A 23713-nucleotide genomic window follows, 5' to 3' on the forward strand; every position below is an offset into this window, starting at 1 on the left:
AGATTTTTCTATTTTATCGAAGTTTTACCCATTTACCAATGATTTATTCGCTTTTGTCATTCTTGAACAACAGCTACTTTGCTTGATTTACACATACGTTAAGTTCACTACTTGGCATCGCTTGCGTAAAGCATGAAAAAAGCATAGTATCGCCCTGCATTAATGTTAAGTTCACCACTCAGCAACACCCGCGAAAGGCATGAAAAAAAAACATAGTATCGCCCTGCGTTAATGTTAAGTTCACTACTTGGCAACACCTGCGAAAGGCATAAAAAAAGCACTGTATGACAGTGCTTTTAAGGGATTAGATTGGTCAAACGTTTATTTTCCTATAGACTTAATCACGTTTTGTGAAACTTGATGATCTTTTACTCTAAAAATAAAACGTTTCTTGTTGTGACTGAGTGTTCCCGCCGCTGAAATAATTTGATCCTGATACTTTAAGACCCAGCCATACTGACCTTTTAGTTTAGAAATCTTGACAATGGCTTCTAAGGGTAAGTCAAATACGAGGTATTCATTGTTAAATTTATCGTGATAAGAACTGACCGCATTAAAATCTTGGGCATTCAAAATAGCAGCACGCGATAAAAACACCTGTTCTTTTTCAGTAATATTTACTTTGTGCTGAGTGTGGGGGCTGGCTTTTTTAGTGGCTGCAAAAATCTGCACCACTTCTGGCGACACAGGTGTTGTGCTTGTCGTCGTTGGCTTTAAAAACGCACATCCTGTTAACCACACGATCAAATATAAACTAAAAATTATCCTCAATCTTTTCATGTCCACTCCGTCTTAACATTTGTCTCATGTAACCCGATTTTCTCGGGATTAGCGAAAAATAAAATATCGATGATGAGGGAGGACGAGATTACTCTCGCTGACGAATTAAACGAGCGATATTTCTAGCGTACACAAGACTGGGAGTAGGCACTAACAAGACTTCGTCCTGCAAAGTGGCTTGATCCAAATTTAATCTGGCAATCGTATCACCATCTACGGTCACCATAAAACTATCGCCTTTTGTTCTCAAACTTCTAAGCAATTTAGTAAAGTATTTTGCCGAGTTAGGCATGAGACGAACACCTAATGCGGGTTCATCGCGAACCGTTTTTGAAACAAATGCTGTTTTAATATCTTCTTTTTTAATGACTGGATTGCGGCTCATATAGTAAGACTGTCCTTGGTATTGGACTTTATGAGCATTAGCAAAAGGCTTAGCACTTGCAGTATGAACCGTAAACTTCACGGTTTGGTAAACTGGGGCACGATTAGCAAACGCATCGGTTGTTTTTGTATTTTTCTGAGTCATGCCACAAGCCGTCATCAAAGTAGAGACAAGCACTAATCCAATTATTTTTTTCATTTTCATGAGTGTCTATTTTATAAACTATCGATTAAAGGGTCATTCTTTCGAATATCAAAGGCGTTATTTTATTCTATAAATCCTCAAAAAAACCAGCACACGCGTCTTTATCAGTAATATTTATTTGATTCGTACCTGCCACCAGATCGATTTTCTTTGCAAGCAAGCCTCCGTACTGTGTCACGCCTGAATCCCATTCGTATCGCGACCAATAAAATTCAGCGACAAGATAATAGCGTCCTGGATGGATCTGATCAAACACATAGGCACCTTGATCTTGTGTATCGGTTTTTTGAATAAATTGTTGATAACGACTATCGATCTCCCCTTTTAAATAATTACCTTTCTGGCACACTTCACGATACCATTGCTGACTCATATTAGAATAAGGATTTAACACAACCTTGATTTGTTCGGCGGTAAACAAACGTTGTGCTTTTTTGTCGTCAATCGCCACCTGCCCTTTTAGTAAGGCATTAGTATGCTGTCTATCGATACGAAGACTAGATGGATCAAAGGCTGTGCGAAGTATGGTCAAACGTTCTTTTGGTGCCGTTTCAATATGCGATGAAGTGGCACATCCAACTAAACATAAGGCCAAACAATAAGATAATTTTCGTCTCATAAATCACAATCAGATTCAAGCGAGCCTATTATACAATAATACTATTTCTACGTTTTAGGATAAAAAATGAATAAGATTCGTGTTTGGGACTTACCTACCCGCCTTTTTCACTGGTCGCTCGTCATTTGTGTGGTCGGTGCATTTTGCTGTGTAAAATTTGCCAGTGTTACCCAAGGCTGGATTGCAAACCTAGGTGTTTACTGGCTATCGTACCACGTCTTCTTTGGTTACTGTGCATTGACTTTAATTCTTTTTAGACTGATTTGGGGCTTGGTAGGCGGTCATTATTCTCGTTTTACAACCTTTATCAAAGGCCCGCGTTATATTACCCGCTACCTAAAAGGAGAATATCATCCTTTGGGACACAACCCTTTAGGTGCTTTATCCGTCATTGCTTTATTAGGTTTATTCGGCCTACAAGCCGTCAGTGGTTTGTTTGTCAGCGATGATATTGCTTATATCAGCAGCGGACCTTTTGCAGGAACAAGCTATAGCAAAGTTTTATCGAGCATTCACAAAAGTACCGAACCTCTTCTTATTTTGTTAGTCTGTGTGCATGTTTTGGCGATTATCATCTATCGTTTAAAAAATAAAAACCTCGTGATTCCTATGATTACAGGTGATATGCTAAGTGATCGTCATGCAGCCGTATCACAAGACAGTACCAAAACTCGATTATTTGCATTAATCATCTTCATCGCTTGTATCGTACTTGTTTACTACATCAGCGGAATTAAACTGGGTGGAACAACAAGCAGTTTTGATGATTTTATGTAAGCGATAAAATACGAGTCACCGTTTAATCTTCTGAATCGCTGTTATTTCCTACATCAGCGACATCACAGTCGGTGGCTCGATGGATGATTTTATGTAGTCGGAAAAAAATTCAGTCCCTCGATTTCTACTTTTTTAATCGCTTTGGCCAAAGCATAAACGGCTTCTTTGCGAATAAAACTTTGGCGACACACTAAAGCAACGGTTCGTTTAGGGAGAAAGCCCTCTTTATTCGGTTTAAGCGAAATATAACTTAGCAATTTACTTTTATTTTTATACGTTGCCGAAAGCGGTAAGATCGTATAACCCAAGCCTGTTGCCACCATATGGCGTATCGTTTCCAAAGATGAACCCTCTAAGGTATGTGAGGCATCTTGCGCTAATTTAGAATAATGATTATTTTCTGGACAATATTCCAACACCTGATCTCTGAAACAATGCCCTGGCCCTAACATCAACAGCGTTTCATTTTTCAATTCGTCCATACAGATAACGTCTTGATGGGCCAATGGATGATGAGCAGGTAAGGCCGCCACAAACGCTTCATCGTACAAAGGAATAATTTCTAAACTTTTGTCTTCGATGGGTAAAGCCAAAATAGCACAGTCTAATTCACCTGATTTCAAAGCAACCAATAGATCGGCGGTATATCCCTCTGATAAGACCAAAGGCATCTCAGGAGTCATCTTTTGTTCAATCGGAATGAGATACGGCAGTAAATACGGTGCAATTGTATAGATCGCTGCCAACTTTAAACTCCCCACCAATGGGTTTTGACCTTGTTTTGCCAAGGCCTTCAGATCATTCACCTCACTCATGATCTTATGGGCTTGTTCGATAATTTTTTTGCCAATATCGGTAACACTTATTTCAGGGCCTCGTTCAAAAATCACGACCCCTAATTCATCTTCTAATTTTTTAATCGCGATCGATAAAGTGGGTTGGCTAACAAAACAACTATCCGCCGCCTTTCCAAAATGCCGTTCTTTGGCCACGGCAATAATGTATTTGAGTTCTGTGAGTGTCATTTTAGTTAACTCCTTAAATACTGCGAGGATTGGGCTACCCAGCGATCCATATGTTCTTTTGCTAAATCAGGATAACGTTGTAACGTCATCGCAATCTCTTTGGCAACCTCGATTAAATCAGCATCTAATGAAAGATTGACAAATCGAAGCTCAGGAGCACCCGATTGTCGAATACCTAACATCTCTCCTGGTCCACGGATTTCTAAATCACGACGAGCAATTTCAAAACCGTCATTTGTCTCATACATCGCTTTAAGACGTTCTTTGGCCTCATCACTTAACTTATGCCCAAACATCAACACGCAAAGTGATTCTTTGGATCCACGCCCCACACGCCCTCTTAACTGATGTAACTGAGCTAAACCAAAGCGTTCTGCATGTTCGATCACCATCACAGAGGCATTAGGAACATCAATACCCACTTCAATAACGGTCGTGGCCACCAAAATATCAACTTCTTGTTGACTGAATGCTCGCATGATTTCTTTTTTCTCGTCCGCTTTCAAACGCCCGTGAATCAAAGCAATTCGTACATTGGGCAAGCTATGTTGTAACTGTTCATAAGTTTCTTGAGCCGCTTGTAATTGCAATTTTTCACTTTCTTCAACCAAAGGACAAACCCAATAAATCTGCGATCCTTTTTGCACCTCGTATTCAATATTTTGGATAAGCTCCATGCGTTTTTGATCCGAGACAAGCTTTGTTTTTACAGGGGTTCTGCCAGGTGGTAGTTCATCGATAACCGAAATCGTCATATCTGACAAATAAGTCATCGCCAAAGAACGCGGAATGGGCGTTGCACTCATGCTTAATTGGTGCGGATACAGCTGAACGCCTTGCCGATCCTGTCCACCTTTTTCTAACAAGGTTAAACGCTGGCCCACACCAAAACGATGTTGCTCATCACTGATGACCAAAGCTAAATTTTTAAACATCACTTGATCTTGAATGATGGCTTGTGTGCCAACCACTATCTGAAAAACACCGTCTTTCAAACCCGTTAGAATTTGTTTTTTTTCTGAAGCTTTTTGGCTTCCTGATAACCAAACAACAGGGATACCTAAAGGTTCAAACCACGCTTTAAACTTGTCATAATGCTGATTTGCTAAAATTTCAGTCGGTGCCATAATGGCCACCTGATACTGATTTTCAATCACTTGGCAAGCTAATAAGGCCGCGACAATGGTTTTACCTGCACCCACATCACCTTGTAACAGACGATGCATAGGATAAGGACTTTGCATATCTTGGCTAATTTCTGCTAAAACACGTTCTTGGGCATTCGTAAGTTTAAAGCCAATGGTATTTAATAGTTTTTGGGCCAATACACCAGTATTTTTAATCTGGTAAGATTGAAACTGTAATCGACTTTGCCTAGCTTGGTCCAAAGCAAGCTGTTGAGCCACTAATTCATCAATTTTTACGCGTTTCCAAGGCTGATTAACACGTGGCATAAATCCTTGGAGATCCGTGCCTTGTGTGGGTAAATGTATCGATCGAATCGCTTCTTGGATACCCATCAAATTCCAACGTTTTAATATCTCTTGAGGAAAAGTTTCCTTTAGCGTCACTTGATCGACATAAGATAAAATCGTTTCTCTTAATTTTTCTTGTGGAACACCTTTAATGGTGGAATATATCGGCGTTAAGGTCTTGGATAAGGGTTCACCGTATTTTTTAATAGTAGGATGCAACATCTGAAGATTCCATCCATTTTCCCTTACCTCGCCAATGACCCTGATACGTGTTTGTGCCTCTAAAAACTTTACCTGATTAGGATAAAAATGAAACCACGTTAATATAAGCCGATCACCTGCATCATCCGTGAAATAAGCTTGTAATCGTTTTTGACCAGGGCGAATTTGATGTATTTGTATATCGCTGATAGTTCCATCAATCACCGCCAACTGCCCCACTTTCACTTGAGCAATCGGGGTCAAATGCGTGTGATCTTCATAACGAAAAGGCAGATGCAATAAAAAATCTATCGGCCTATTCAAGCCCATTGAGGCAAGTTTTGATGCCCATCCTGAGCTTGTTTTTTTAGAGGCTACCATACGGTTTAAACAACAATAATCGCTTCTACCTCAAACTGTGCATTTTTAGGTAACGCACTAGCCTGAACACAAGAACGAGCGGGATAAGGAGCAGGAATCAAGTCAGACATGATTTGATTAACGGTTGCAAAATTTTTCAAATCCGTTAAAAAAAGCGTCAACTTAACGATATGTTCAAAACGACCACCTGCCGCTTCAATCACCGCTTTCATATTTGAAAAAGCTTGTTTCACTTGGTCCTCAAAAACTTCTGAGACCAATTCGCCTGTTTCAGGATTTAAGCCAATTTGACCAGAAAGATATATCGTTTTACCTGCAGGTGCCACCACGGCTTGCGAATAAGGACCTAAGGCAGCAGGAGCTTGAGACGTTGCAATTATTTCTTTCATCATTAACCTTTTCTTCAACTATAAACTCTTCATATCATAGCACACGAACGAGATACGATTCTTGCTTCACATGCTGATAACACGGTGCATATTTTGATCTTATCAATCCTTTATCTCTAATTCTTTTAATTTACGACTCACTGTATTTCTCCCCATTCCTAATCGTTGAGCAATATTAATTTTCTTACCTTGGCAAACTTCAATGGCCGTATTTAATACTGTTTTCTCAAAGTCCATTGTGAGTGCTGCCATCACATTCTCACGCCCTAACTGCAACTGTTCTCGCACTGTTTCAGCCAATAACGTTTGCCATGTTTGACCTTGCAACGATAAGGTATTATCAATCGTGGGCAGCTGTGATGCGGATACATCTTTTTCCGTTAATTTCGACTCAACCGCCTTATGTTCTTGATGTGCTAACACCTCTTGTGGCAAGTCTGATACCTGAATAACCGAGCCTGAAGACAATACCATCATGGATTGACAAAAATTCTCTAACTGACGTACATTGCCTGGAAACGAAAAAGCCATCAAAGCGTTCATCGCATCTGCTGATACCTGTTTAATCGGCACCTCCAAAAACATAGCCGCTTGTTGAATAAAATAGTTGACCAACTGGGGAATATCTTCTTTTCGCTCTCTTAAAGGCGGCACTCTTAATCGAATCACATTCAAACGATGAAACAAATCTTCACGAAATAAGCCCTGTTTGACTCTGTCTTCAAGTGGTTGATGAGTGGCGGCAATAATTCTTACATCGACTTTAATCGGTTGTGTACCGCCGACCCGATAAAAACTCCCCTCTGACAATACTCTTAACAATCTCGTTTGTAGTTCTAGAGGCATATCGCCAATTTCATCTAAAAATAAAGTACCGCCATTAGCCTCTTCAAATCGACCTTTTCGGGTGACATTTGCTCCCGTAAACGATCCTTTTTCATGACCAAACAACTCAGCTTCCAACAAATCTCTGGGAATAGCCGCCGCATTTAAGGCAATAAACGCTTGTTTATTTCTCAAACTATGTTCATGTACAGACTTAGCGATTAACTCTTTGCCCGATCCTGATTCTCCTGTAATCAGCACCGTTGCTTTAGATGGAGCCAGTCGTCCAATCGCTCTAAATATTTCCGCCATGGCTTTAGCGTGCGATTTAAATACATGCGAGGGTTCTACATTCGTTTCTGGCTTAATCGTTTCGCACGCACGTTTCACTAAGCCAATCATTTCCTGCACATCAAAGGGTTTTGATAAATAATCAAAGGCCCCGTCATGAAAGGCGTTAACCGTACTATCTAAATCATTAAATGCTGTCGTCACGATGACAGGCAACTGCGGATATTGCTGTTTAACCTTTTTCAACAACTCCAATCCTGATATATCTGGCATGCGAATATCCGTGATTAAAACATCGGGGGCATGCTGTTTTAACGCCTCAAACAAATCTGACGACGCACTAAATGTTCGTGCCACAAACTGCTCTCTTTGTAATGATTTCTCTAATACCCATCTTATGGCAGGATCATCATCAATTACCCACACTTCTCTCATTTGTTGACCTCCAATGGAAGAAAAATCCTAAATTCTGTTTTCAAAGCATTAGAATCAAAATCAATAAATCCGCCATGTAGATGCATCAGTTCTTGAGCCAAACTCAAGCCCAAACCTGTTCCCGTTGGCTTGGTTGTCACCAGTGGATGAAACAACTTGTCTTTAACACTCGCACTAACTCCCACGCCATTATCAATAACGGAAATGCACATCATTTTTCCAGACGATTGCCCTGGCATGATTTCTGACACATTCACTCGCGTTTTAATCAAAATCTCAGGCTGATAATCGCTTTTTTCTTGGCGTTTTTGCATACAAGATTGAGCAGCATTTTGAACCAGATTCAAGACCACTTGCACAAATTTATCAAAATCAGCCTGCACCAAAGGAATGGAGGCATCATAATCTTTTAACAAACGTATCTCATCGCGATATTGAGCATGAATCAAGCTTATGACTCTTTCGCACACTTCATGAATATTCAGTTTAATTTTGTTTAAAGGATGTTGAAAGGATCGACCTAATTGGTCCACCAAAGACTGCAGTCTGTCCACCTCTTGCGTAATGACCTGTGTATATTCGACATAATCACTATTTTCCAGCTCTAAGGCTAATAATTGGGCCGCTCCTTTTATACCTCCTAAAGGGTTTTTAATCTCATGGGCTAAATTTCTCAACACTTCTTGATAAATCGTGACTTGTTGTGAAGATTGCTGATGATTCGTTTCAAACGCTGCAAGGTTTCGAATCTCGACCATATAGGAAAAATCAGCTTGTTCGAGTTTTTGAATCGTACACACAACTGGGATATGAAACGACAATACGTCTTGAAATATCGAGGCATAGAACGTCACCATGCACTCTTGCGGATGTTGCAAGCGTGCCCAAGCCAATTGATAACTATCTGTTGACTCGCGATCCTGCAAAATAAACGCATCTAGCCGATGTCCATATAGATATTTTTTAGAACGCATGAAGATATTTTCTGCCGCATTATTGGCATAAACAATTTCTCCTTGTTCATCTAGACACAATACAGCTGTCATCAGAGAATTGGTTAAATCATCTTGCATCGCTTTTTCATTCACCATGGTTTAAAAAAAAGTGCTGGAAATTGGCTCCAGCACTCAAATTTTCGACATGAATCCACTTTTATTATAGAGAGTAATACATATCAAACTCTACAGGGTGTGGGGTCATACGTAAACGATTGACTTCTGCCATTTTCAATTCGATATACGCATCAATCATATCATTACTAAACACACCGCCACGAGTTAAGAACTCACGATCTTTGTCCAAAGCCTCTAATGCTTGTTCTAAAGACTCTGCCACCGTTGGAATTTTCTTATCTTCTTCTGGAGGTAAGTCATACAAGTTTTTATCCGCTGGATCCCCTGGATGGATTTTATTTTGGACCCCATCTAAACCAGCCATCATCAAGGCAGCAAAGGCTAAGTAAGGGTTTGCCATAGGATCAGGGAAACGGCATTCGATACGACGTGCTTTAGGATTAGCCACGTAAGGAATACGAATCGAAGCTGAACGGTTACGTGCAGAATAAGCCAATTTCACAGGGGCTTCAAAACCTGGAACCAAACGTTTATAAGAGTTAGTCGTTGGGTTAGTAATCGCATTTAAGGCACGAGCATGCTTGATAATACCGCCAATGTAATACAAGGCAAATTCAGACAATCCTGCATAACCATTACCTGCGAATAAGTTTTGACCATCTTTCCAGATAGATTGGTGAACATGCATGCCTGAACCATTATCACCACAGATTGGTTTTGGCATAAACGTTGCAGTTTGACCATAAGCATCCGCCACGTTCAATACAGTGTATTTTAAGATCTGGTTCCAATCTGCACGCTCAACCAAGGTGCTAAAACGTGTACCAATCTCTAACTGACCTGGAGAAGCAACTTCATGGTGATGAATTTCAACAGGCACACCTTGCTCTTCCAAAATCAAGCACATCTCTGAACGCAAGTCGCTAAAAGAATCTACAGGGCTAACAGGTACATATCCGCCTTTGTGAGCTGGACGATGTCCTTTATTTCCCTCAGGATAGTCTTCGCCACTTGCCCATGGTGCTTCTTTAGCTGTAATTTTCACAAAGTTGCCTGATTTATTATCTTCCCAACGAATACCGTCAAAAACAAAAAACTCTGGTTCTGGGCCAAAATACGCTGTATCACCGATTCCTGATGATTTTAAATACGCTTCAGCACGCTTAGCGATAGAGCGAGGATCACGGTCATACCCTTTCAAATCAGAAGGCTCAATGACATCACACGTTAAAATCAAAGTCGCTTGTTCACGGAAAGGATCCATGCGAGCTGTGTTGGCATCAGGAATCAACAACATATCAGACGCTTCAATCCCTTTCCAACCCGCAATCGATGAACCATCAAATGGCTGGCCTGATTCAAATTTATCTTCATCAAATTGGTGTACGGGTAACGTCATATGATGTTCTTTACCCATCGTATCAGTAAAACGCAAATCCACGAAAGCGACTTCATTTTCACTGATAAAACTCATTACATCTGCTGGTTTTTTTGCCATTTCTTTCTCCAATAAAAGACATTCGTTACTATTATACAAGCAAAAACTGTGCCAAAATTTTTATCATTACTCTTACTAACTGAAATATCGGGATATTTTTTTATATACCCATCCTAAAGCGTTTAGTAAACGTCGATCCATGATGATAAAAATGCACCAATATGAATCACTTTTGCACCATTATAAATCAGACTAATACAAAAGTCAGATTTTTTGCACTCTTTTAAGTCAGATGGTTTGTATGTATTTACGGCGTTTTGTTTGGATGCCTTTCAATCAGATTGTTTGCCGTTTTTCCTGCTTTTTTTTGGACGCTTTTCAATCAGATTGTTTGCATGCATTTACACACTTTTTATCATTCATATAAAAAAGCAAGCCAAACAAGTCACGGTGGCGGTTGTGGAAGCCTATTTAACAAAGGATTATAATAATAGCGTTTTTTTTACCGCTTTTATCAAAGATGAAACACATATTAAAACCTCTACATCTTGACAATAAAACCGTACAGCTTTTGCCTGTGATTGCTAGTTTTATTTTAGTGGGCGTGATTACTTCTTTATTTCATTTAAGGTATGAGGCAACGGCCCTGTTTCTGGGAGTGATTGCAGGAGGCTTGGGCGATGTTGACCATCGAATTACCGGTAGAATCAAAAACCTTATTATCATTATTCTTGGGTTTGGTTTATGTGCGTGTCTCGTTCAATTGGCCCTCCCCAACCCCTACTATACAACGTTATTAATCACCTTTATCGCCTTTGCCACGATTATGATGGGGGCGATCGATTCACGTTATCGAATTATTTCCTTTGCTACATTACTAGTGGCCATATACGTTCTTTTGACCTACGTTCCCGATCAACTAGAATGGTATATTAACCCGCTGATGCTGATTATTGGCTGTCTTATCTATCAAGGCGTTAATCTAACCTTTCAAATTATTTTTCCTAATCACCCTGTACAAGAAAGTTTGGCCAAAAGTTTTTATCATCTCTCTGCCTACATTCAGATTAAAGCACGCTTTTTTGCGATTGATGAATACGATGAGTTGAATATGGCTGAGTATGAACTCGCCACCAAAACGCGTGATGTAACAGAGTCTTTTAATGCTACACGCGATATTTTGTTTAATCGTTTGGCAGGCCAACGTTTACCTAATCGACGCAGACGTCAATTAAATGATTTTTTTATCGCTCAAGATATTCATGAACACGTCAGTGCTTCTCACGTTGATTATCGTGAAATCGTGCCAGAATTAGAGCACACGGACTTATTATTTAGAATCGAGCGATTATTAAACTTACAGGCTCGTGCTTGCCGACAATACGCTAATACATTAATCGACGATACGGAATTCAAAATCTTTCCACAACTTGAACGTGCTTACGAGGGGCTAGAACACTCGCTTGAACGATTTATTAAAGAACATCCTAATAGACCTAGAAACGCCGATCTCATCAGACTGGTGACAAACTTGGGCGATATCAATGTTCAAATCAAACGTTTAGGCACCCTACCTGCTCATTTGAACGATGCATCCTTAGCCACCAGCAATGCCAGTCATTTTAAAGAAAGCATCACTCGTTTAAAAAACAATTTAACCGTCAAATCGCCTTATTTTAGACATGCCGTGAGAATGGCGGTCGTTGCGTTTATCGACTGCGTCATCATTCGCAGCTTTGATATTCATTTAGGTTATTGGATTTTATTAACATCTGTATTAGTGTGCCAACCCAACCACAAAGCCACTAAAGAACGACTTCGCCAGCGTGTATTAGGTACTGCAGCAGGCGTTTTATTTAGTTACCTACTATTGATTTTGCAACTCAATAGCACGGGATTCCTATTATGTATGGTGTTAGCTAGTATTTTATTTTTCTGGTCTCGCACCAGCAGTTACTCACTCACCAGTTTTTTCATTACGGTTCAGGTATTTTCGGGCTTTGCTTTTATTGGCATCCTCACGCCGTCCGCCCTATTTTCTCGTATTATCGATACAACATTAGGTGCCTTTATTTCACTGGTTCTTTTAATTTATTTATGGCCAGATTGGAAGTTTATGTCTTTAAAATCTGTCTCTAAAAATGTGATTACCTCTAATGCGAATTATCTAAGAATCATCTTAAAACAACTTCAAGAAGGTGAAGAAGACGATATCGAGTATCGTATTGCACGTCGTGCTGTTCACGAAAACGCAGCGTCTCTAGCAAGCATTGCAACGGAATTACAAGACCACCAAAAACATCACGGTAATCTCATTGATATTACCAATAAACTGGTACAACTGAACTACAAATTAGTCAGCCATATTTCTGTTTTAGGGGCTTATCGCGGACATCTACATGACAAAGACAAAGAAATACTCAATGATGTGGTTCAAAGCGGGTTAAACCTATCCAATCTTTTGGAACAAATCCCCGTTTTAGACACAGTTAACTTTAACGAACATCTAAACAGCGTACAACTTGCTTTACATGAGCAAAACACCCAAAACGACAGCATCATGACGCATCCTTTGGAACGTTGTACTGAGTTATTAAATGAATATGCCCAGTTAATCAAAGTCTGCCAACAAAGTTAAAAATTGCCTCTCGGAGTCGATGTTAAATTGTTATCAGCTGATTTTTTACTACGAGCATGAGTGCGTGCTCGTTTTTAAGAGTGGCTTAAATGCTTCATTTATGATGCGAAATAGGCCGAATGAGTTTAAATCGAGATACCTTAAATTAAGGAATGGGCGTTAAAGATTCGCTCTCGGATGCTGATGTTAAATTGTTGTCAGCTGATTTTTTACTACGAACATGGGTGCGTGGTCGTTTTTAAGAGTGGCTTAAACGCTTCGTTTATGATGCGAAATAGGTCGAATGAGTTTAAATCGAGATACCTTAAATTAAGGAATGGGCGTTAAAGATTCGCTCTCGGATGCTGATGTTAAGTTATTGTCAGCTGATTTTTTTACTACAAACGTGAGTGCGTGCTCGTTTTTAAGAGTGGCTTAAATGCTTACCTCTTTTTGATAACAAAAACCCATAGAATTTAAACACACTTTAAATAAAGATACGCTGAATAAGATAAACGAGGCATTTCGCCTCGTTTACTCATTTACTTTTGTTTTACTTCTGTCACAAACCCTATTTTTGTCAAACCAATTTGTCTGGCTTCATCTAATACTTTTGCGACATATTCATACTGTGCGGTTTTATCTGCTTGAATCGCGATTACTGCCGCATTATTTTTCTGATAAATCTCAGCCAATTCAGCACGAATGGTATTAATAGAGACTTCTTTGTCATTCACAAAGTACTCACCAGTGGGCTTAATCACCACTCTCACCAAATCCGTGTCTTCCAGTTTTTCTTGCGTACCAGATTTTGGCAATTGAACCTTAATACTTGACGTAAACACGGGCATTGCAATCATAAATACAATCATCAACACCAACATAACATCCACTAAAGGGGTTACGTTGATATCGGACATCTCGTTTGAACCCGAATTATTAAGCCCACCAAATGCCATAATGTTTACTCCTTATTTTCAGATAAGAATGCACCATAAATATCATGTGCAAATACATCGATTTGTCTTGCAAATACACGATTACTACGATTAAACAAGTTATAGGCCAATACAGCTGGAATCGCCACAAACAGACCAAACGCCGTAGCAATCAACGCTTCACCAATAGGACCCGAAATCGTCGCAATATTAATCGTTCCCATTGAAGCAATGTTTGCCAAAGCATGATAAATCCCCCAAACCGTACCAAACAAACCTACGAATGGAGCGGTTGCACCGATGGTCGCCAAAAACGTCAACCCTGCTTCACGTGATGCCAAAATCGAATCATAGGCAAAACGCACATTTCTCATTAAATAATCACTGTAAGAAATACTTTGAAGACGCTTGCTTTGAGACTGTTGATAAGTTTGAGTCGCTTCTACAGCAGATGCCAGTATTTGTTTAAAAGGTGATTCGCCTTGCAATTCCTCATAAACCTCAGCATAACTGCGTGACATATCTTTTTCCAACGCCAAACGGTGTTGTTTCATTTTTGATTTCACGCGTAATGCCGAGAAAATGCGTCCCACTATAACGGTCCAGCTTACCACTGACATCAACACTAGGAATAAGAAAGTGCCTTGTAACACCCAATCGCCGTGACCAAAAATCAAATCCAATACACCTGGTTGAGCATTATCAATCACGCCAGGAACTTGTGCCATGTCTGCGGCTTGATGAACAGTTGAAGTAGCCAGATCCGATGCTTGATTGACCACCGATGATGCGGTATCCACTGTGTTTTGCAATGTTTCCTGAGTGTGCTCTAAAGTTTGTTGAACGGTTTTTGCACCCTCTTGCAAGACTTCTTGAGTGTGTTGTGACACCTCGTTAACCGCTTTGGCTCCCTCTTGCAAAGAATTAGTCACTGCTGTTGCTTTGTCTGTTAAATTATTTGTTACACTGCTCATAATCAAAAACTCTTAATCAATTTTAAATTCAATACTAAACACATAACTACTACGAACTGGCACACCTGCTCTTTTGGCAGGAATGAAGCGGTAGCGTTTTTTGACCGTCTCTACGGCCGAACGATCTAAACGTCGATAACCACTCGATTTCTCGACGGCTACGCTAGACGGTAACCCATCTGCTTCAACCATCACTCTCAATGTCACCGTTCCCTCCTCACCATTCTCTAAGGAATAAGACGGGTAAGGTGGTTTAGGGTTATTCAAATAGCCACCCGATTCTGAGGCCGAGGTAAAGTCATTGGCACCATCTCCTTTATTGCCCCCTGCATTCTCGTGCACGCCACCATTACCTTTCAAAGCATTTTTCTCAGATTTTGCAACCTTTGGCTTCTCAGTCTTTGGTTTCTGCTTGGGCTTAGGCTTAGGAGGTGGTTCAGGCTTTTTCTCAGGCTTGACTTCTGGCTCTTTCGGCTTCTCCTCTTCCTTTTTCACGTCCGCTACTTCCGTTTCTGGTGCCACGACCGCAAAATTCTCCTCTTTAATCTCCACCTGAGGAGGAGGCAGTATTTCTTGTACTTCAATATACTGAACTTCTCCTCCCTTTGATCTCCCTTCCTCCTTATCAAACCGTCCACCTTGCGTGCCAACCATCACATTAGCATCACTTTGCCAAAATACCCCCACTGCTACGAGGATATGAGCGACCAAGACGATAGTCCCTGAAACCACCCATGGATACTTAACGGGGACCATACGATACTTAGATTTTTTGTTAAACATCTTTAAATAAATTTTTTAATTTCAAAACAAACTATTCACTAATATTTGAATGAGAATAATTTTCATTCTTGAATGAATAAAGCAAAAGTATATCAAATTAAAAATAATTCGTCATCACTTCTACTTTATTTTCTTTAAATACGTCAAATTAATTGAGGTAAAACCTTAAAACAAATATATATGCAATGCAAATTTTCAAAGGCATATTTCTTTAATTTCTATATAAAAAGAGTTCACTTTTGCAAAATAATAAGTATTTTTCAAGCAGTTAACGCAAACACTTAACTATAGTAGTTTTGCAACAATTTTCACTTTGCCAAGCCTTAATAAACCTTGTTTTATCTATCGCGTAAGACTAAGAAAGGCTTAAATCGTGCGTGACATAAGCAACTGGTAAGCAATCCCCGAGCATAGCAAAAGTTATAAATTAAATCGACCAAACATTTGCTGTGTATCGAAAAAATTACTATCACAAACAAAAAAGACCCTCACTATGGAGAGTCTTTTATCTTAGAAATTTATATATTTTAAAGGATAAGGCGTGAAATCCTTTTAAAACCCGTATCTTATGCTTTTAGCACATTCACCTTATCCAAGGCTTCCCAAGTAAACTCGGGTTCATTACGACCAAAATGGCCATAACTAGCTGTTTTTGCATAGATAGGTCTTAACAAATCAAGCATATGGATGATACCACGAGGACGCAAATCAAAGTGTTCGCGAACAAGTTTGGCAATCTCATCATCAGGTATCACGCCTGTACCCTCTGTATATACCGTGATATTAATCGGTTCCGCAACGCCAATCGCATAAGAAAGCTGTACTTGACACTGACGAGCCAAACCTGCGGCAACAATGTTTTTGGCCACATAACGAGCCGCATAAGCCGCAGAACGGTCAACTTTCGAGGCATCTTTACCTGAGAATGCACCGCCACCGTGAGGGCAAGCACCACCGTAAGTATCCACGATAATTTTACGACCTGTCAGGCCACAATCTCCCTCAGGACCGCCAATAATAAACTGTCCCGTTGGATTGACCAAATAACGTGTTTTAGGGGTTAACAAACCTTCTGCAAAAGAGGGTTTAATAATCTCTTCAATCACCGCCTCGCGAATATCGGCTTGGCTGATTTCTGGATGATGCTGTGTTGAAAGCACTACCGTATCTACCTCAACAGGTTGACCATCCACATAATGGAACGTCACTTGAGATTTTGCATCAGGACGCAACCAAGGTAATTTGCCACTCTTACGCAATTCGCTTTGGCGTTGGACCAAACGATGAGCATACCAAATCGGTGCTGGCATCAAATCAGGCGTTTCATCACACGCATAACCAAACATCAACCCCTGATCACCTGCCCCTTGATCAAGAATGTTTTCATCTGAACGATCCACGCCTTGGGCAATATCAGGTGATTGGCGACCATATGCCACCAACACTTTACACGTGTCATAATCAATCCCGTAAGCAGGATCATCATAACCAATGCGTTTAATCGTATCTCTGGCAATTTTTTCGTAATTTACATCAGCTGTCGTGGTAATCTCACCTGCCAACACCACCATCCCCGTGCTACATAAAGTTTCGGCCGCAACACGTGCATTAGGGTCTTGGTCTAATATCGCATCCAAAACGGCATCGGAAATCTGGTCAGCTACTTTATCAGGATGCCCTTCTGATACAGATTCTGAAGTAAATAGAAAATCTTTTGACATAATATGCGTCCTTTATCCTATAATTGTTTAGACGCGTCATTACGCTATAATAAGCGTACGACGCTTTAGCGGTATCACATTAAAGTACATTAAAGTAATATGTCGCCCCGCAAGTAGTCGTTTAAATCAGCGACAAACTTATATCGTAACTTTTAATAGACAACTAGTCAATATCTTTTCATGAAGAAATTTTTATTAACTTTTCTTTTTAAATTTTTGGCGATTTTGCCTACCCGTATCAGACTGCTGATCGGTGCATCGATAACGCTTGCTTCTCCCTTGTTTTTCAAAAAACGTATAGAAGTTGTAGAAAAAAATCTTTCACTTTGTTTTCCTGAACTTTCTGAAACACAACGTCATCAGCTTTGCCAACAACATATTCGTGCCTTATTTCAATCCTTTATCGATCGCAGCGTGTTATGGTACGGCTCTACACAACGCATTCAAGAAATGGTTGAGACCCAAGGTGAACATTATCTGCATGACGCTATCGCAAAAGGAGATAGTATTTTATTACTGGCTCCCCATTTTACGGGGCTTGATGCGGCTGCCACACGTTTAACCATGAACGTTAAAGAAAGTGCCACCATGTATGCCCCCCAAAAAGACCTTGTATTCGATGAGATCATTCGACATGGTCGTGCAAGATTTAATACCGTGCATTTATGCAGTCGTCATGAGGGAATTCGCCCTATTTTGACCTATTTAAAAAAAGGCGGGATTCCTGTTTATTATTTGCCCGACATGAGTTTTAGCAAAAAGGACTCTATCTTTGTTCCTTTTTTTGGTATTGATACCGCCACCCTACCCAGTACCGCTATTTTAGCAAAACGATTTAATACCACCGTTTTACCTATCTTAACTTTTTGGAACCCAAAAACAGGAAAGTATTTGGTCAAAGTTTTGCCTGCCATGCAGAATTTTCCTGGCGATCAAGACATTGCCTCTGCTACAGCTGAACTGAATCTTATCTTGGAAAATTGGATAAGAGACAATCCTAGCCAATACTACTGGGTACATAAACGCTTTAAAACACGCCCTGAGGGAGCCCCTAATCTTTATGAGTAATATTTGGACTTTTACAAAAATGCAAGGTGTCGGTAATGACTTTATCATGCTAGACGGCGTTAGTCAGCGAATTGATCTTACCGCAGAAATCGCTCAAGCCTTGGCAGATCGTCATTTTGGCATTGGTGCGGATCAAATCTTATTAGTCGATACGCCTTTGCACCCCGACGCTGATTTTCGTTACCGTATTTTTAATGCTGATGGTAGCGAAGTTGAACATTGTGGCAATGGGGCGAGATGTTTTGTGCGATTCGTGCATGAACAAGGATTATCTCAACGTAATCCGCTAAAAGCCGAAATTTGCACAGGATTGATTGAATTATACGAAAACCCTGATCACACGGTTAACGTGAATATGGGCTTAACAAGCTTTGAGCCAGAACGCTTGCCCTTTGATCCCCAAGGATTAAGTCAGCGTATGGTTGGCGACATTCCTCTTTATACCTTACCGATCGATGGTCATCACGTTGAGTTAGCGACCGTCGCCATCTCAAATCCGCATGCCGTCATCACGGTGCCAGATGTGCTTCAGGCCCCCGTTCAAGAAATAGGCAAACAAATAGAATCTCATCCTCGTTTTGCTAACCGCGTCAATGTTGGATTTATGCAAATATGTTCCGAACATGAGATTCGCTTACGTGTGTTTGAGCGAGGCGTGGGCGAGACCTTGGCCTGTGGCACGGGTGCTTGTGCCGCCGTCGCAGCAGGCATAAAAATGCATCGCCTCAAGTCTCCTGTTGTTGTTCACACTCAAGGTGGCCAATTAAACATCGCTTTTGATGGACAACAACTAACATTAACTGGACCTGCAACCACCGTGTTTTCAGGCACTATTGATATTGATGTATTACTGAAAAACGCTCGAAAGGCCGTATTATGAACACACAAGAAATCATTCAATTTTTTCAATCAGAACCCGATTTTTTCAAAAAAAATCCTGAATTGTTAATTCATCTTAATTTGCCTCAACCCGAGGAATTGGGCGTGCTTTCATTAACAGACTATCAACTCAAAGAGTTAAGAGACACCAATCGCACCTTAAATGAACACTATCAAAAACTGCTTCAAAATGCTTCGATCAATACAGATATTAACGATGCTATTTTGAAATTATGTGTTCAGCTATTATCTATTAAAAACGACTCACAGATACCCGAAACACTGTTAAAGGAACTAGAACAGTCTTTTGATCATCTTCATGTCGCTTTGCGTTTATGGTCTTTAGAAAATCTTTCTCATTCTGATATATTTTGTGTTGACGAGAATTTACAACAATGGACTGAAACGCTTGAAAAACCTTACTTAGGCACCACTCCATATTTAGAAATTACTCAGTGGTTCACCTCTAGCATACAGTCTTATGCTTGCATTCCTTTGAAACACGATGAAAAAAGCATGGGTTTATTAGTGTTTGCGTCTCAAGACAAACAGCACTTTACGCCCGATATGGATACTTATTTCCTTGGTCTTATCCGAGATATTTGCCAAGCTACATTAAGTCGATTAAAAAATGAATAAGCCCACTGAATCGCTTCTTTTGCCCAGTGATATGCAAGCATGGCTCGCCTATTTAAAAGCTGAAAAACGCTATGCTCAGCATACATTAATCTCCTACGAACATGATCTTAAACGACTGGTTCAAAAAAATGAAGCAAAAGCTGTTAAAGACTACAGCGAGACAGATTTAAGGCTGACGTTGGCTCATTATCATGCAAGTGGCATGCAAGCAAAATCCTTGGCGAGAATGGCTTCTTGTTGGCGAAGTTTTTTTCATTGGTGGTCCATTAAAAACAGAACAGACATCAACCCAGCCAAAAATCTCAAGTCCCCCAAAACCCCTCATAGCTTACCCAAAGCACTTTCGATCGAACAGGCCCAAGTCTTGTTAGACACCCCTGCTCCCGATGATGAAACGGGGATTCGTGACCATGCGATGTTTGAATTACTCTATTCATGTGGTTTACGTTTATCGGAACTCACTAGTCTAGATTGTTATTATCTCAAAACCCCTGATTACGAGTCAGAAAGCTGGTTAAACCTAGATGAAGCTGAAGTCACTGTTAAAGGAAAAGGTCAAAAAACAAGGATTTTACCTGTAGGTAGCAAAGCCATTGAAGCATTAAAAAAATGGTTATTAGTCAGAGAAAACTTTGTTAAACCTCAATCTGGAAACGCTTTATTTCTGGGAGTTAGAGGTGCTAGAATCACCCCCAGAGTCGTTGAATTACAACTTAAAAAATACGCTCTCCAAAGCAATATTAACATCGATATGCACCCCCATATCTTTCGACATAGCTTTGCCAGCCACATCCTACAATCCAGTCAGGACCTACGTGCCGTCCAAGAACTCTTGGGCCACGCCAACATCTCCACCACCCAGATATACACCAAATTAGACTTCCAACACCTTGCCAAAGTCTATGACCAAGCCCATCCCCGAGCAAAGAAAAAATGATTATTCAGGCGTGGTTATGGTTGTCAACCGCGAGAATCTGTAAATAACAAACATCGGGTTAACAACCGTTATGGGCGATTGATGCCATGTTGACGCATTCAGTATATCGATAAACCTTCGCGATCAGTCAGGATCCTGCGATTCTACGTTATGATTTAAACTCGAGAATGTTGAATTTTCAGACTGATTCTCTGGATTAACACATTCATCAAGATCGGAGACCTTTTGTACCACTCGATAATTCACATTATCAAACTCTTTTAAACACATCTTTGCACAGTGAACTTTTTGCTGTTCACTCATGCGTAGCTTGTCATAAGTAATACCTTTTTTATCGTCGCCCGTATTTTTGGTTTCAGCGATAAAATAAACCTGTTTCAGTTCTTCATTCTGCTTACCTTTTAATTCTTCATTTAGATCTTTTTTTACCAATGCCCAATCAGGATTGTAGTCACCAATAGGCGTGGCAATCTTAAACCATCTGGGAAGCTTGAAATACAGTAATACATCATCGCGACTTTGACAATCCTCTGCAAATTTCTTTTCTGTTTCAGAGTCTAACGCGATATAGTCCGCATGAACAGTTTTAACTTTTTCATCTGGTTTAATCGCAAAGGTATAATGATTTTCAAAAAACTCCACCCCTTTATCTTGCATTTCTTTCCATTTATTTATATTTTGCTCATAAACGGCCTCATCCTGCGTTTCTTGTTTCAAATACACGACACCATCAACCATTAAATCTTTTAGTTTCGAGGCAATCCTTTCACTGACTTGCTCAATAAAACGTTGAGGATTATTTTTTAGATCACCAATACGGCCTGAATCTTTGATGATGTTAAAAATCGTTTGTCGCGTTAATCCTGTTTTACGTTGAATCTCATACAGTACATCAGGAATATTCCAATCATGTTCAATATTCTGAACATAAGAAAGTTTTTCTTCACCCCACACGCCTTTTTCCTGACTCTGATGAATCACGGCCCTCTGTATTACCAGTTGAGGAGGCTGAATAGAGGGCATATTTTTAACGTCTTCACTGGCTTGCTTAATGAGTTCTGCACTATCAAATTTAACGGCATAAACGGTTTTACGTGATATTCTTTTCCAAATTTCAGAAAAGTAAGGACTCAACTTTTCATCCACACGGAAAGTTTGTTGTTTGCGTGCACCAGATGATTTGGCACCACCATTTTCAAACACAATCCCACACTCTTCTTCATACTCTCTTTGCAAATTGGTAGCAAAACTTTCATAACTTTCATTAGGAATCACCGTTAATATATTGATGCTTTCATCATAGACACGTTGACCTTCCTGATTAACCGCTAATCTCAAGCCACGACCAATTTCCTGACGTTTTTTAATAAGTGATTGCGTTTCATTAAGTGTACAAATTTGAAAAACATTAGGATTATCCCATCCTTCTTTCAAAGCAGAATGTGAAAAAATAAATCGTAATGGACTATCAAAAGACAATAACTTTTCTTTGTCTTTCATAATTAAGTTATACGTCGCCTCATCTGCTTGACTATCACCGTTAGTATCCTTATCTTGAGAGAAATAGCCTTCATGAACACCTATTGCTGGTTTACCTGTCAAACGTTGATATATTTCCTCAAACCATTGGAAGAATTTACCGTTGTTTCGGTAATGGGCAACTTTATCAATAAAAAATAAAGAAAGTACCTTAATGCCTAGTGGATTCAAGCGTGCTTCTTTTTTTAAATGTTCAGCAATCGTACATTCGATTTGTTTTTTCATGATCTCATCACGAATCACATCATCTTGTTCCCCTGCACCACTTATCTCTCCATTTGAAAAAATGATCTCTTTGCTTTCAGCATTTAAGCCATTCACCACAAAACCTTGTCGATAGCTTTCATTACCGCCCGATTTTTCAAACAGATCATCGCCTACTTTCACAGCAACTACTTTTTTCTTGAGTATTTTGTCTTTATCTAAACAATGCAGTTCTACTTTGGCTGTCAGCTTTTTCTTACCTTGAACAATTTCTTTAAGAAAAACATAAGCACCATTCACTTCATTTCTGACCGATACAGGATGAACCTCAACTTGTTTCACCAGTTTTTGTTTATAAGCCTCTACAGGATTTAAACTATAGACCTTATGATAGTCATGTTTATGAGTGGCTGAATAACGCAAAATAAACAAAGGATTCAAGGAAGCAATCGCTTTTTTTGCTGAATCCGTTTCCATATTTTGAGGTTCATCAATAATCACAATGGGATGAGTCTCACTAATTTTCTTGATAGGTGCTTCACCATCTTCGTTGACACGATTAATCACATTTTCATCTTTATTAAAAGCACCAATGTTCATCACCAGAATTTGAATACCTGTTAATTGTTTAAATGTATTTAAATCTGATAATTTGTCACGATAATATTCATAATGCTTAACGATGACATTATTAAATTCAGTTTCAAAATGCGATTTCGTCGCCCGTAAACTTTGCAATACACCTTCGCGAATCGCCACATTAGGCACAACAATCACAAACCTTGACCAACCATATTGAAGATTAAGTTCAATAATCGTTCGCAAGTAAACATAAGTTTTACCTGTCCCCGTTTCCATTTCAACAGAAAAGTTAGGCACTTCATTACTTGCAAGAAGCGTTTCTTTCAATTTATTTTCTTTCTGTATTTCATTAAGATTCTTGTTTATTTCTTGTAAGCTTAATTCCAGCTGATTGCTTATCGCCGTTCTATCATTAGGTGCAACTAAGACAAAAGATTCCATTTGGCCGTTTGATTGACCTTGAAATAAACGAATCACAGAATCAATCGCCTGACGCTGATACGCTAAACGTTCAAATTTTAATTCCATTACACT

Annotated in this window: 20 protein-coding genes; 6 read left to right on the forward strand and 14 right to left on the reverse strand. The window is 39.7% G+C overall.

Annotation, left to right across the window (positions count from 1 at the left end):
• Window positions 1-321: 321 nt before the first annotated feature.
• From IX83_RS04575 to IX83_RS08590, 3 genes are all read right to left on the reverse strand, one after another.
• Window positions 322-780: a hypothetical protein gene (locus tag IX83_RS04575; RefSeq protein WP_038499724.1), complete on the reverse strand. Its 459-nt coding sequence runs from the start codon at window positions 778-780 to the stop codon at window positions 322-324.
• Between the two features lie 88 nt (window positions 781-868).
• Window positions 869-1363: a hypothetical protein gene (locus IX83_RS08585; protein WP_143244774.1), complete on the reverse strand. Its 495-nt coding sequence runs from the start codon at window positions 1361-1363 to the stop codon at window positions 869-871.
• A gap of 73 nt (window positions 1364-1436) precedes the next feature.
• Window positions 1437-1988, reverse strand: coding sequence for a hypothetical protein (locus tag IX83_RS08590; protein ID WP_051919296.1), 552 nt, complete (start codon window positions 1986-1988; stop codon window positions 1437-1439).
• A gap of 66 nt (window positions 1989-2054) precedes the next feature.
• On the opposite strand from IX83_RS08590, the gene IX83_RS04590 reads away from it, so the two are divergent.
• Entirely contained in the window at window positions 2055-2765 is a 711-nt protein-coding gene (locus IX83_RS04590) for a cytochrome b/b6 domain-containing protein (protein ID WP_038499726.1), read from the forward strand.
• 89 nt (window positions 2766-2854) lie between these two features.
• On the opposite strand, the gene IX83_RS04595 is transcribed toward IX83_RS04590, so the two are convergent.
• From IX83_RS04595 to glnA, 6 genes are all read right to left on the reverse strand, one after another.
• Window positions 2855-3790: a LysR substrate-binding domain-containing protein gene (locus IX83_RS04595; RefSeq protein WP_038499728.1), complete on the reverse strand. Its 936-nt coding sequence runs from the start codon at window positions 3788-3790 to the stop codon at window positions 2855-2857.
• Window positions 3791-3795: 5 nt separating this feature from the next.
• Complete coding sequence (gene recG, locus IX83_RS04600; RefSeq protein WP_038499730.1) at window positions 3796-5847, reverse strand: ATP-dependent DNA helicase RecG; 2052 nt, start codon at window positions 5845-5847, stop codon at window positions 3796-3798.
• Between the two features lie 5 nt (window positions 5848-5852).
• The gene (locus tag IX83_RS04605; protein ID WP_038499732.1) at window positions 5853-6239 is read right to left on the reverse strand and encodes a Rid family detoxifying hydrolase; all 387 of its coding nucleotides are present in this window, start codon (window positions 6237-6239) and stop codon (window positions 5853-5855) included.
• 99 nt (window positions 6240-6338) lie between these two features.
• Window positions 6339-7787 carry a nitrogen regulation protein NR(I) gene (gene ntrC / locus IX83_RS04610; protein ID WP_038499734.1) on the reverse strand — a complete coding sequence of 483 codons (1449 nt, stop codon included), beginning with the start codon at window positions 7785-7787 and terminating at the stop codon, window positions 6339-6341.
• Window positions 7784-8860, reverse strand: a complete 1077-nt coding sequence (glnL, locus tag IX83_RS04615) for a nitrogen regulation protein NR(II) (protein ID WP_038501570.1) — start codon at window positions 8858-8860, stop codon at window positions 7784-7786. Before glnL ends, ntrC begins: the two co-directional genes overlap by 4 nt.
• Before the next feature lie 82 nt (window positions 8861-8942).
• Window positions 8943-10358: a type I glutamate--ammonia ligase gene (glnA, locus tag IX83_RS04620; protein ID WP_038499736.1), complete on the reverse strand. Its 1416-nt coding sequence runs from the start codon at window positions 10356-10358 to the stop codon at window positions 8943-8945.
• A gap of 460 nt (window positions 10359-10818) precedes the next feature.
• Between glnA and yccS the strand changes: the two genes are divergently transcribed.
• Window positions 10819-12936 carry a YccS family putative transporter gene (gene yccS / locus IX83_RS04630; RefSeq protein WP_051919300.1) on the forward strand — a complete coding sequence of 706 codons (2118 nt, stop codon included), beginning with the start codon at window positions 10819-10821 and terminating at the stop codon, window positions 12934-12936.
• A 521-nt stretch (window positions 12937-13457) separates the two neighbouring features.
• Here yccS and IX83_RS04635 read toward each other — a convergent pair.
• From IX83_RS04635 to metK, 4 genes are all read right to left on the reverse strand, one after another.
• On the reverse strand, window positions 13458-13874 hold the full coding sequence (locus IX83_RS04635) for an ExbD/TolR family protein (RefSeq protein WP_038499746.1): 417 nt from the start codon (window positions 13872-13874) through the stop codon (window positions 13458-13460).
• A 5-nt stretch (window positions 13875-13879) separates the two neighbouring features.
• Complete coding sequence (locus tag IX83_RS04640; RefSeq protein ID WP_051919303.1) at window positions 13880-14827, reverse strand: MotA/TolQ/ExbB proton channel family protein; 948 nt, start codon at window positions 14825-14827, stop codon at window positions 13880-13882.
• 12 nt (window positions 14828-14839) lie between these two features.
• On the reverse strand, window positions 14840-15610 hold the full coding sequence (locus tag IX83_RS04645; protein WP_051919306.1) for an energy transducer TonB: 771 nt from the start codon (window positions 15608-15610) through the stop codon (window positions 14840-14842).
• A 566-nt stretch (window positions 15611-16176) separates the two neighbouring features.
• Complete coding sequence (gene metK / locus IX83_RS04650) at window positions 16177-17334, reverse strand: methionine adenosyltransferase (RefSeq protein ID WP_038499748.1); 1158 nt, start codon at window positions 17332-17334, stop codon at window positions 16177-16179.
• Window positions 17335-17511: 177 nt separating this feature from the next.
• Here metK and IX83_RS04655 point away from each other — a divergent pair, with 177 nt between their 5' ends.
• Genes IX83_RS04655 through xerC form a run of 4 tightly spaced genes read left to right on the forward strand, consistent with a single transcriptional unit; the run spans window position 17512 to window position 20854 of the window.
• Window positions 17512-18399 carry a lysophospholipid acyltransferase family protein gene (locus tag IX83_RS04655; protein WP_038499750.1) on the forward strand — a complete coding sequence of 296 codons (888 nt, stop codon included), beginning with the start codon at window positions 17512-17514 and terminating at the stop codon, window positions 18397-18399.
• Entirely contained in the window at window positions 18392-19279 is an 888-nt protein-coding gene (dapF, locus tag IX83_RS04660; RefSeq protein WP_038499752.1) for a diaminopimelate epimerase, read from the forward strand. The genes IX83_RS04655 and dapF overlap by 8 nt, the downstream gene beginning before the upstream one ends.
• Window positions 19276-19917: a DUF484 family protein gene (locus IX83_RS04665; protein ID WP_038499754.1), complete on the forward strand. Its 642-nt coding sequence runs from the start codon at window positions 19276-19278 to the stop codon at window positions 19915-19917. The genes dapF and IX83_RS04665 overlap by 4 nt, the downstream gene beginning before the upstream one ends.
• Entirely contained in the window at window positions 19910-20854 is a 945-nt protein-coding gene (gene xerC / locus IX83_RS04670) for a tyrosine recombinase XerC (RefSeq protein ID WP_038499756.1), read from the forward strand. The genes IX83_RS04665 and xerC overlap by 8 nt, the downstream gene beginning before the upstream one ends.
• A gap of 123 nt (window positions 20855-20977) precedes the next feature.
• Here the strand turns inward: xerC and IX83_RS04675 are convergent, their stop codons facing one another.
• On the reverse strand, window positions 20978-23707 hold the full coding sequence (locus IX83_RS04675; RefSeq protein WP_051919309.1) for a restriction endonuclease: 2730 nt from the start codon (window positions 23705-23707) through the stop codon (window positions 20978-20980).
• Window positions 23708-23713 lie beyond the last annotated feature (6 nt).

Origin of the sequence: Basilea psittacipulmonis DSM 24701 (assembly GCF_000743945.1) — a bacterium.
Taxonomy (GTDB): Bacteria; Pseudomonadota; Gammaproteobacteria; order Burkholderiales; family Burkholderiaceae_B; genus Basilea; species Basilea psittacipulmonis.

Bases quoted from the DNA above. Each gene is read 5' to 3' on its own strand.
- IX83_RS08590 (WP_051919296.1), bottom strand. From the start codon at position 1,988: ATGAGACGAAAATTATCTTATTGTTTGGCCTTATGTTTAGTTGGATGT.
- IX83_RS04655 (WP_038499750.1), top strand. From the start codon at position 17,512: ATGAAGAAATTTTTATTAACTTTTCTTTTTAAATTTTTGGCGATTTTG.
- IX83_RS04665 (WP_038499754.1), top strand. From the start codon at position 19,276: ATGAACACACAAGAAATCATTCAATTTTTTCAATCAGAACCCGATTTT.
- IX83_RS04590 (WP_038499726.1), top strand. From the start codon at position 2,055: ATGAATAAGATTCGTGTTTGGGACTTACCTACCCGCCTTTTTCACTGG.
- glnA (WP_038499736.1), bottom strand. From the start codon at position 10,358: ATGGCAAAAAAACCAGCAGATGTAATGAGTTTTATCAGTGAAAATGAA.
- IX83_RS04645 (WP_051919306.1), bottom strand. From the start codon at position 15,610: ATGTTTAACAAAAAATCTAAGTATCGTATGGTCCCCGTTAAGTATCCA.
- IX83_RS04605 (WP_038499732.1), bottom strand. From the start codon at position 6,239: ATGATGAAAGAAATAATTGCAACGTCTCAAGCTCCTGCTGCCTTAGGT.
- IX83_RS04675 (WP_051919309.1), bottom strand. From the start codon at position 23,707: ATGGAATTAAAATTTGAACGTTTAGCGTATCAGCGTCAGGCGATTGAT.
- IX83_RS04640 (WP_051919303.1), bottom strand. From the start codon at position 14,827: ATGAGCAGTGTAACAAATAATTTAACAGACAAAGCAACAGCAGTGACT.
- IX83_RS08585 (WP_143244774.1), bottom strand. From the start codon at position 1,363: ATGAAAAAAATAATTGGATTAGTGCTTGTCTCTACTTTGATGACGGCT.
- xerC (WP_038499756.1), top strand. From the start codon at position 19,910: ATGAATAAGCCCACTGAATCGCTTCTTTTGCCCAGTGATATGCAAGCA.
- recG (WP_038499730.1), bottom strand. From the start codon at position 5,847: ATGGTAGCCTCTAAAAAAACAAGCTCAGGATGGGCATCAAAACTTGCC.
- IX83_RS04575 (WP_038499724.1), bottom strand. From the start codon at position 780: ATGAAAAGATTGAGGATAATTTTTAGTTTATATTTGATCGTGTGGTTA.
- yccS (WP_051919300.1), top strand. From the start codon at position 10,819: ATGAAACACATATTAAAACCTCTACATCTTGACAATAAAACCGTACAG.
- IX83_RS04595 (WP_038499728.1), bottom strand. From the start codon at position 3,790: ATGACACTCACAGAACTCAAATACATTATTGCCGTGGCCAAAGAACGG.
- ntrC (WP_038499734.1), bottom strand. From the start codon at position 7,787: ATGAGAGAAGTGTGGGTAATTGATGATGATCCTGCCATAAGATGGGTA.
- glnL (WP_038501570.1), bottom strand. From the start codon at position 8,860: ATGCAAGATGATTTAACCAATTCTCTGATGACAGCTGTATTGTGTCTA.
- dapF (WP_038499752.1), top strand. From the start codon at position 18,392: ATGAGTAATATTTGGACTTTTACAAAAATGCAAGGTGTCGGTAATGAC.
- IX83_RS04635 (WP_038499746.1), bottom strand. From the start codon at position 13,874: ATGGCATTTGGTGGGCTTAATAATTCGGGTTCAAACGAGATGTCCGAT.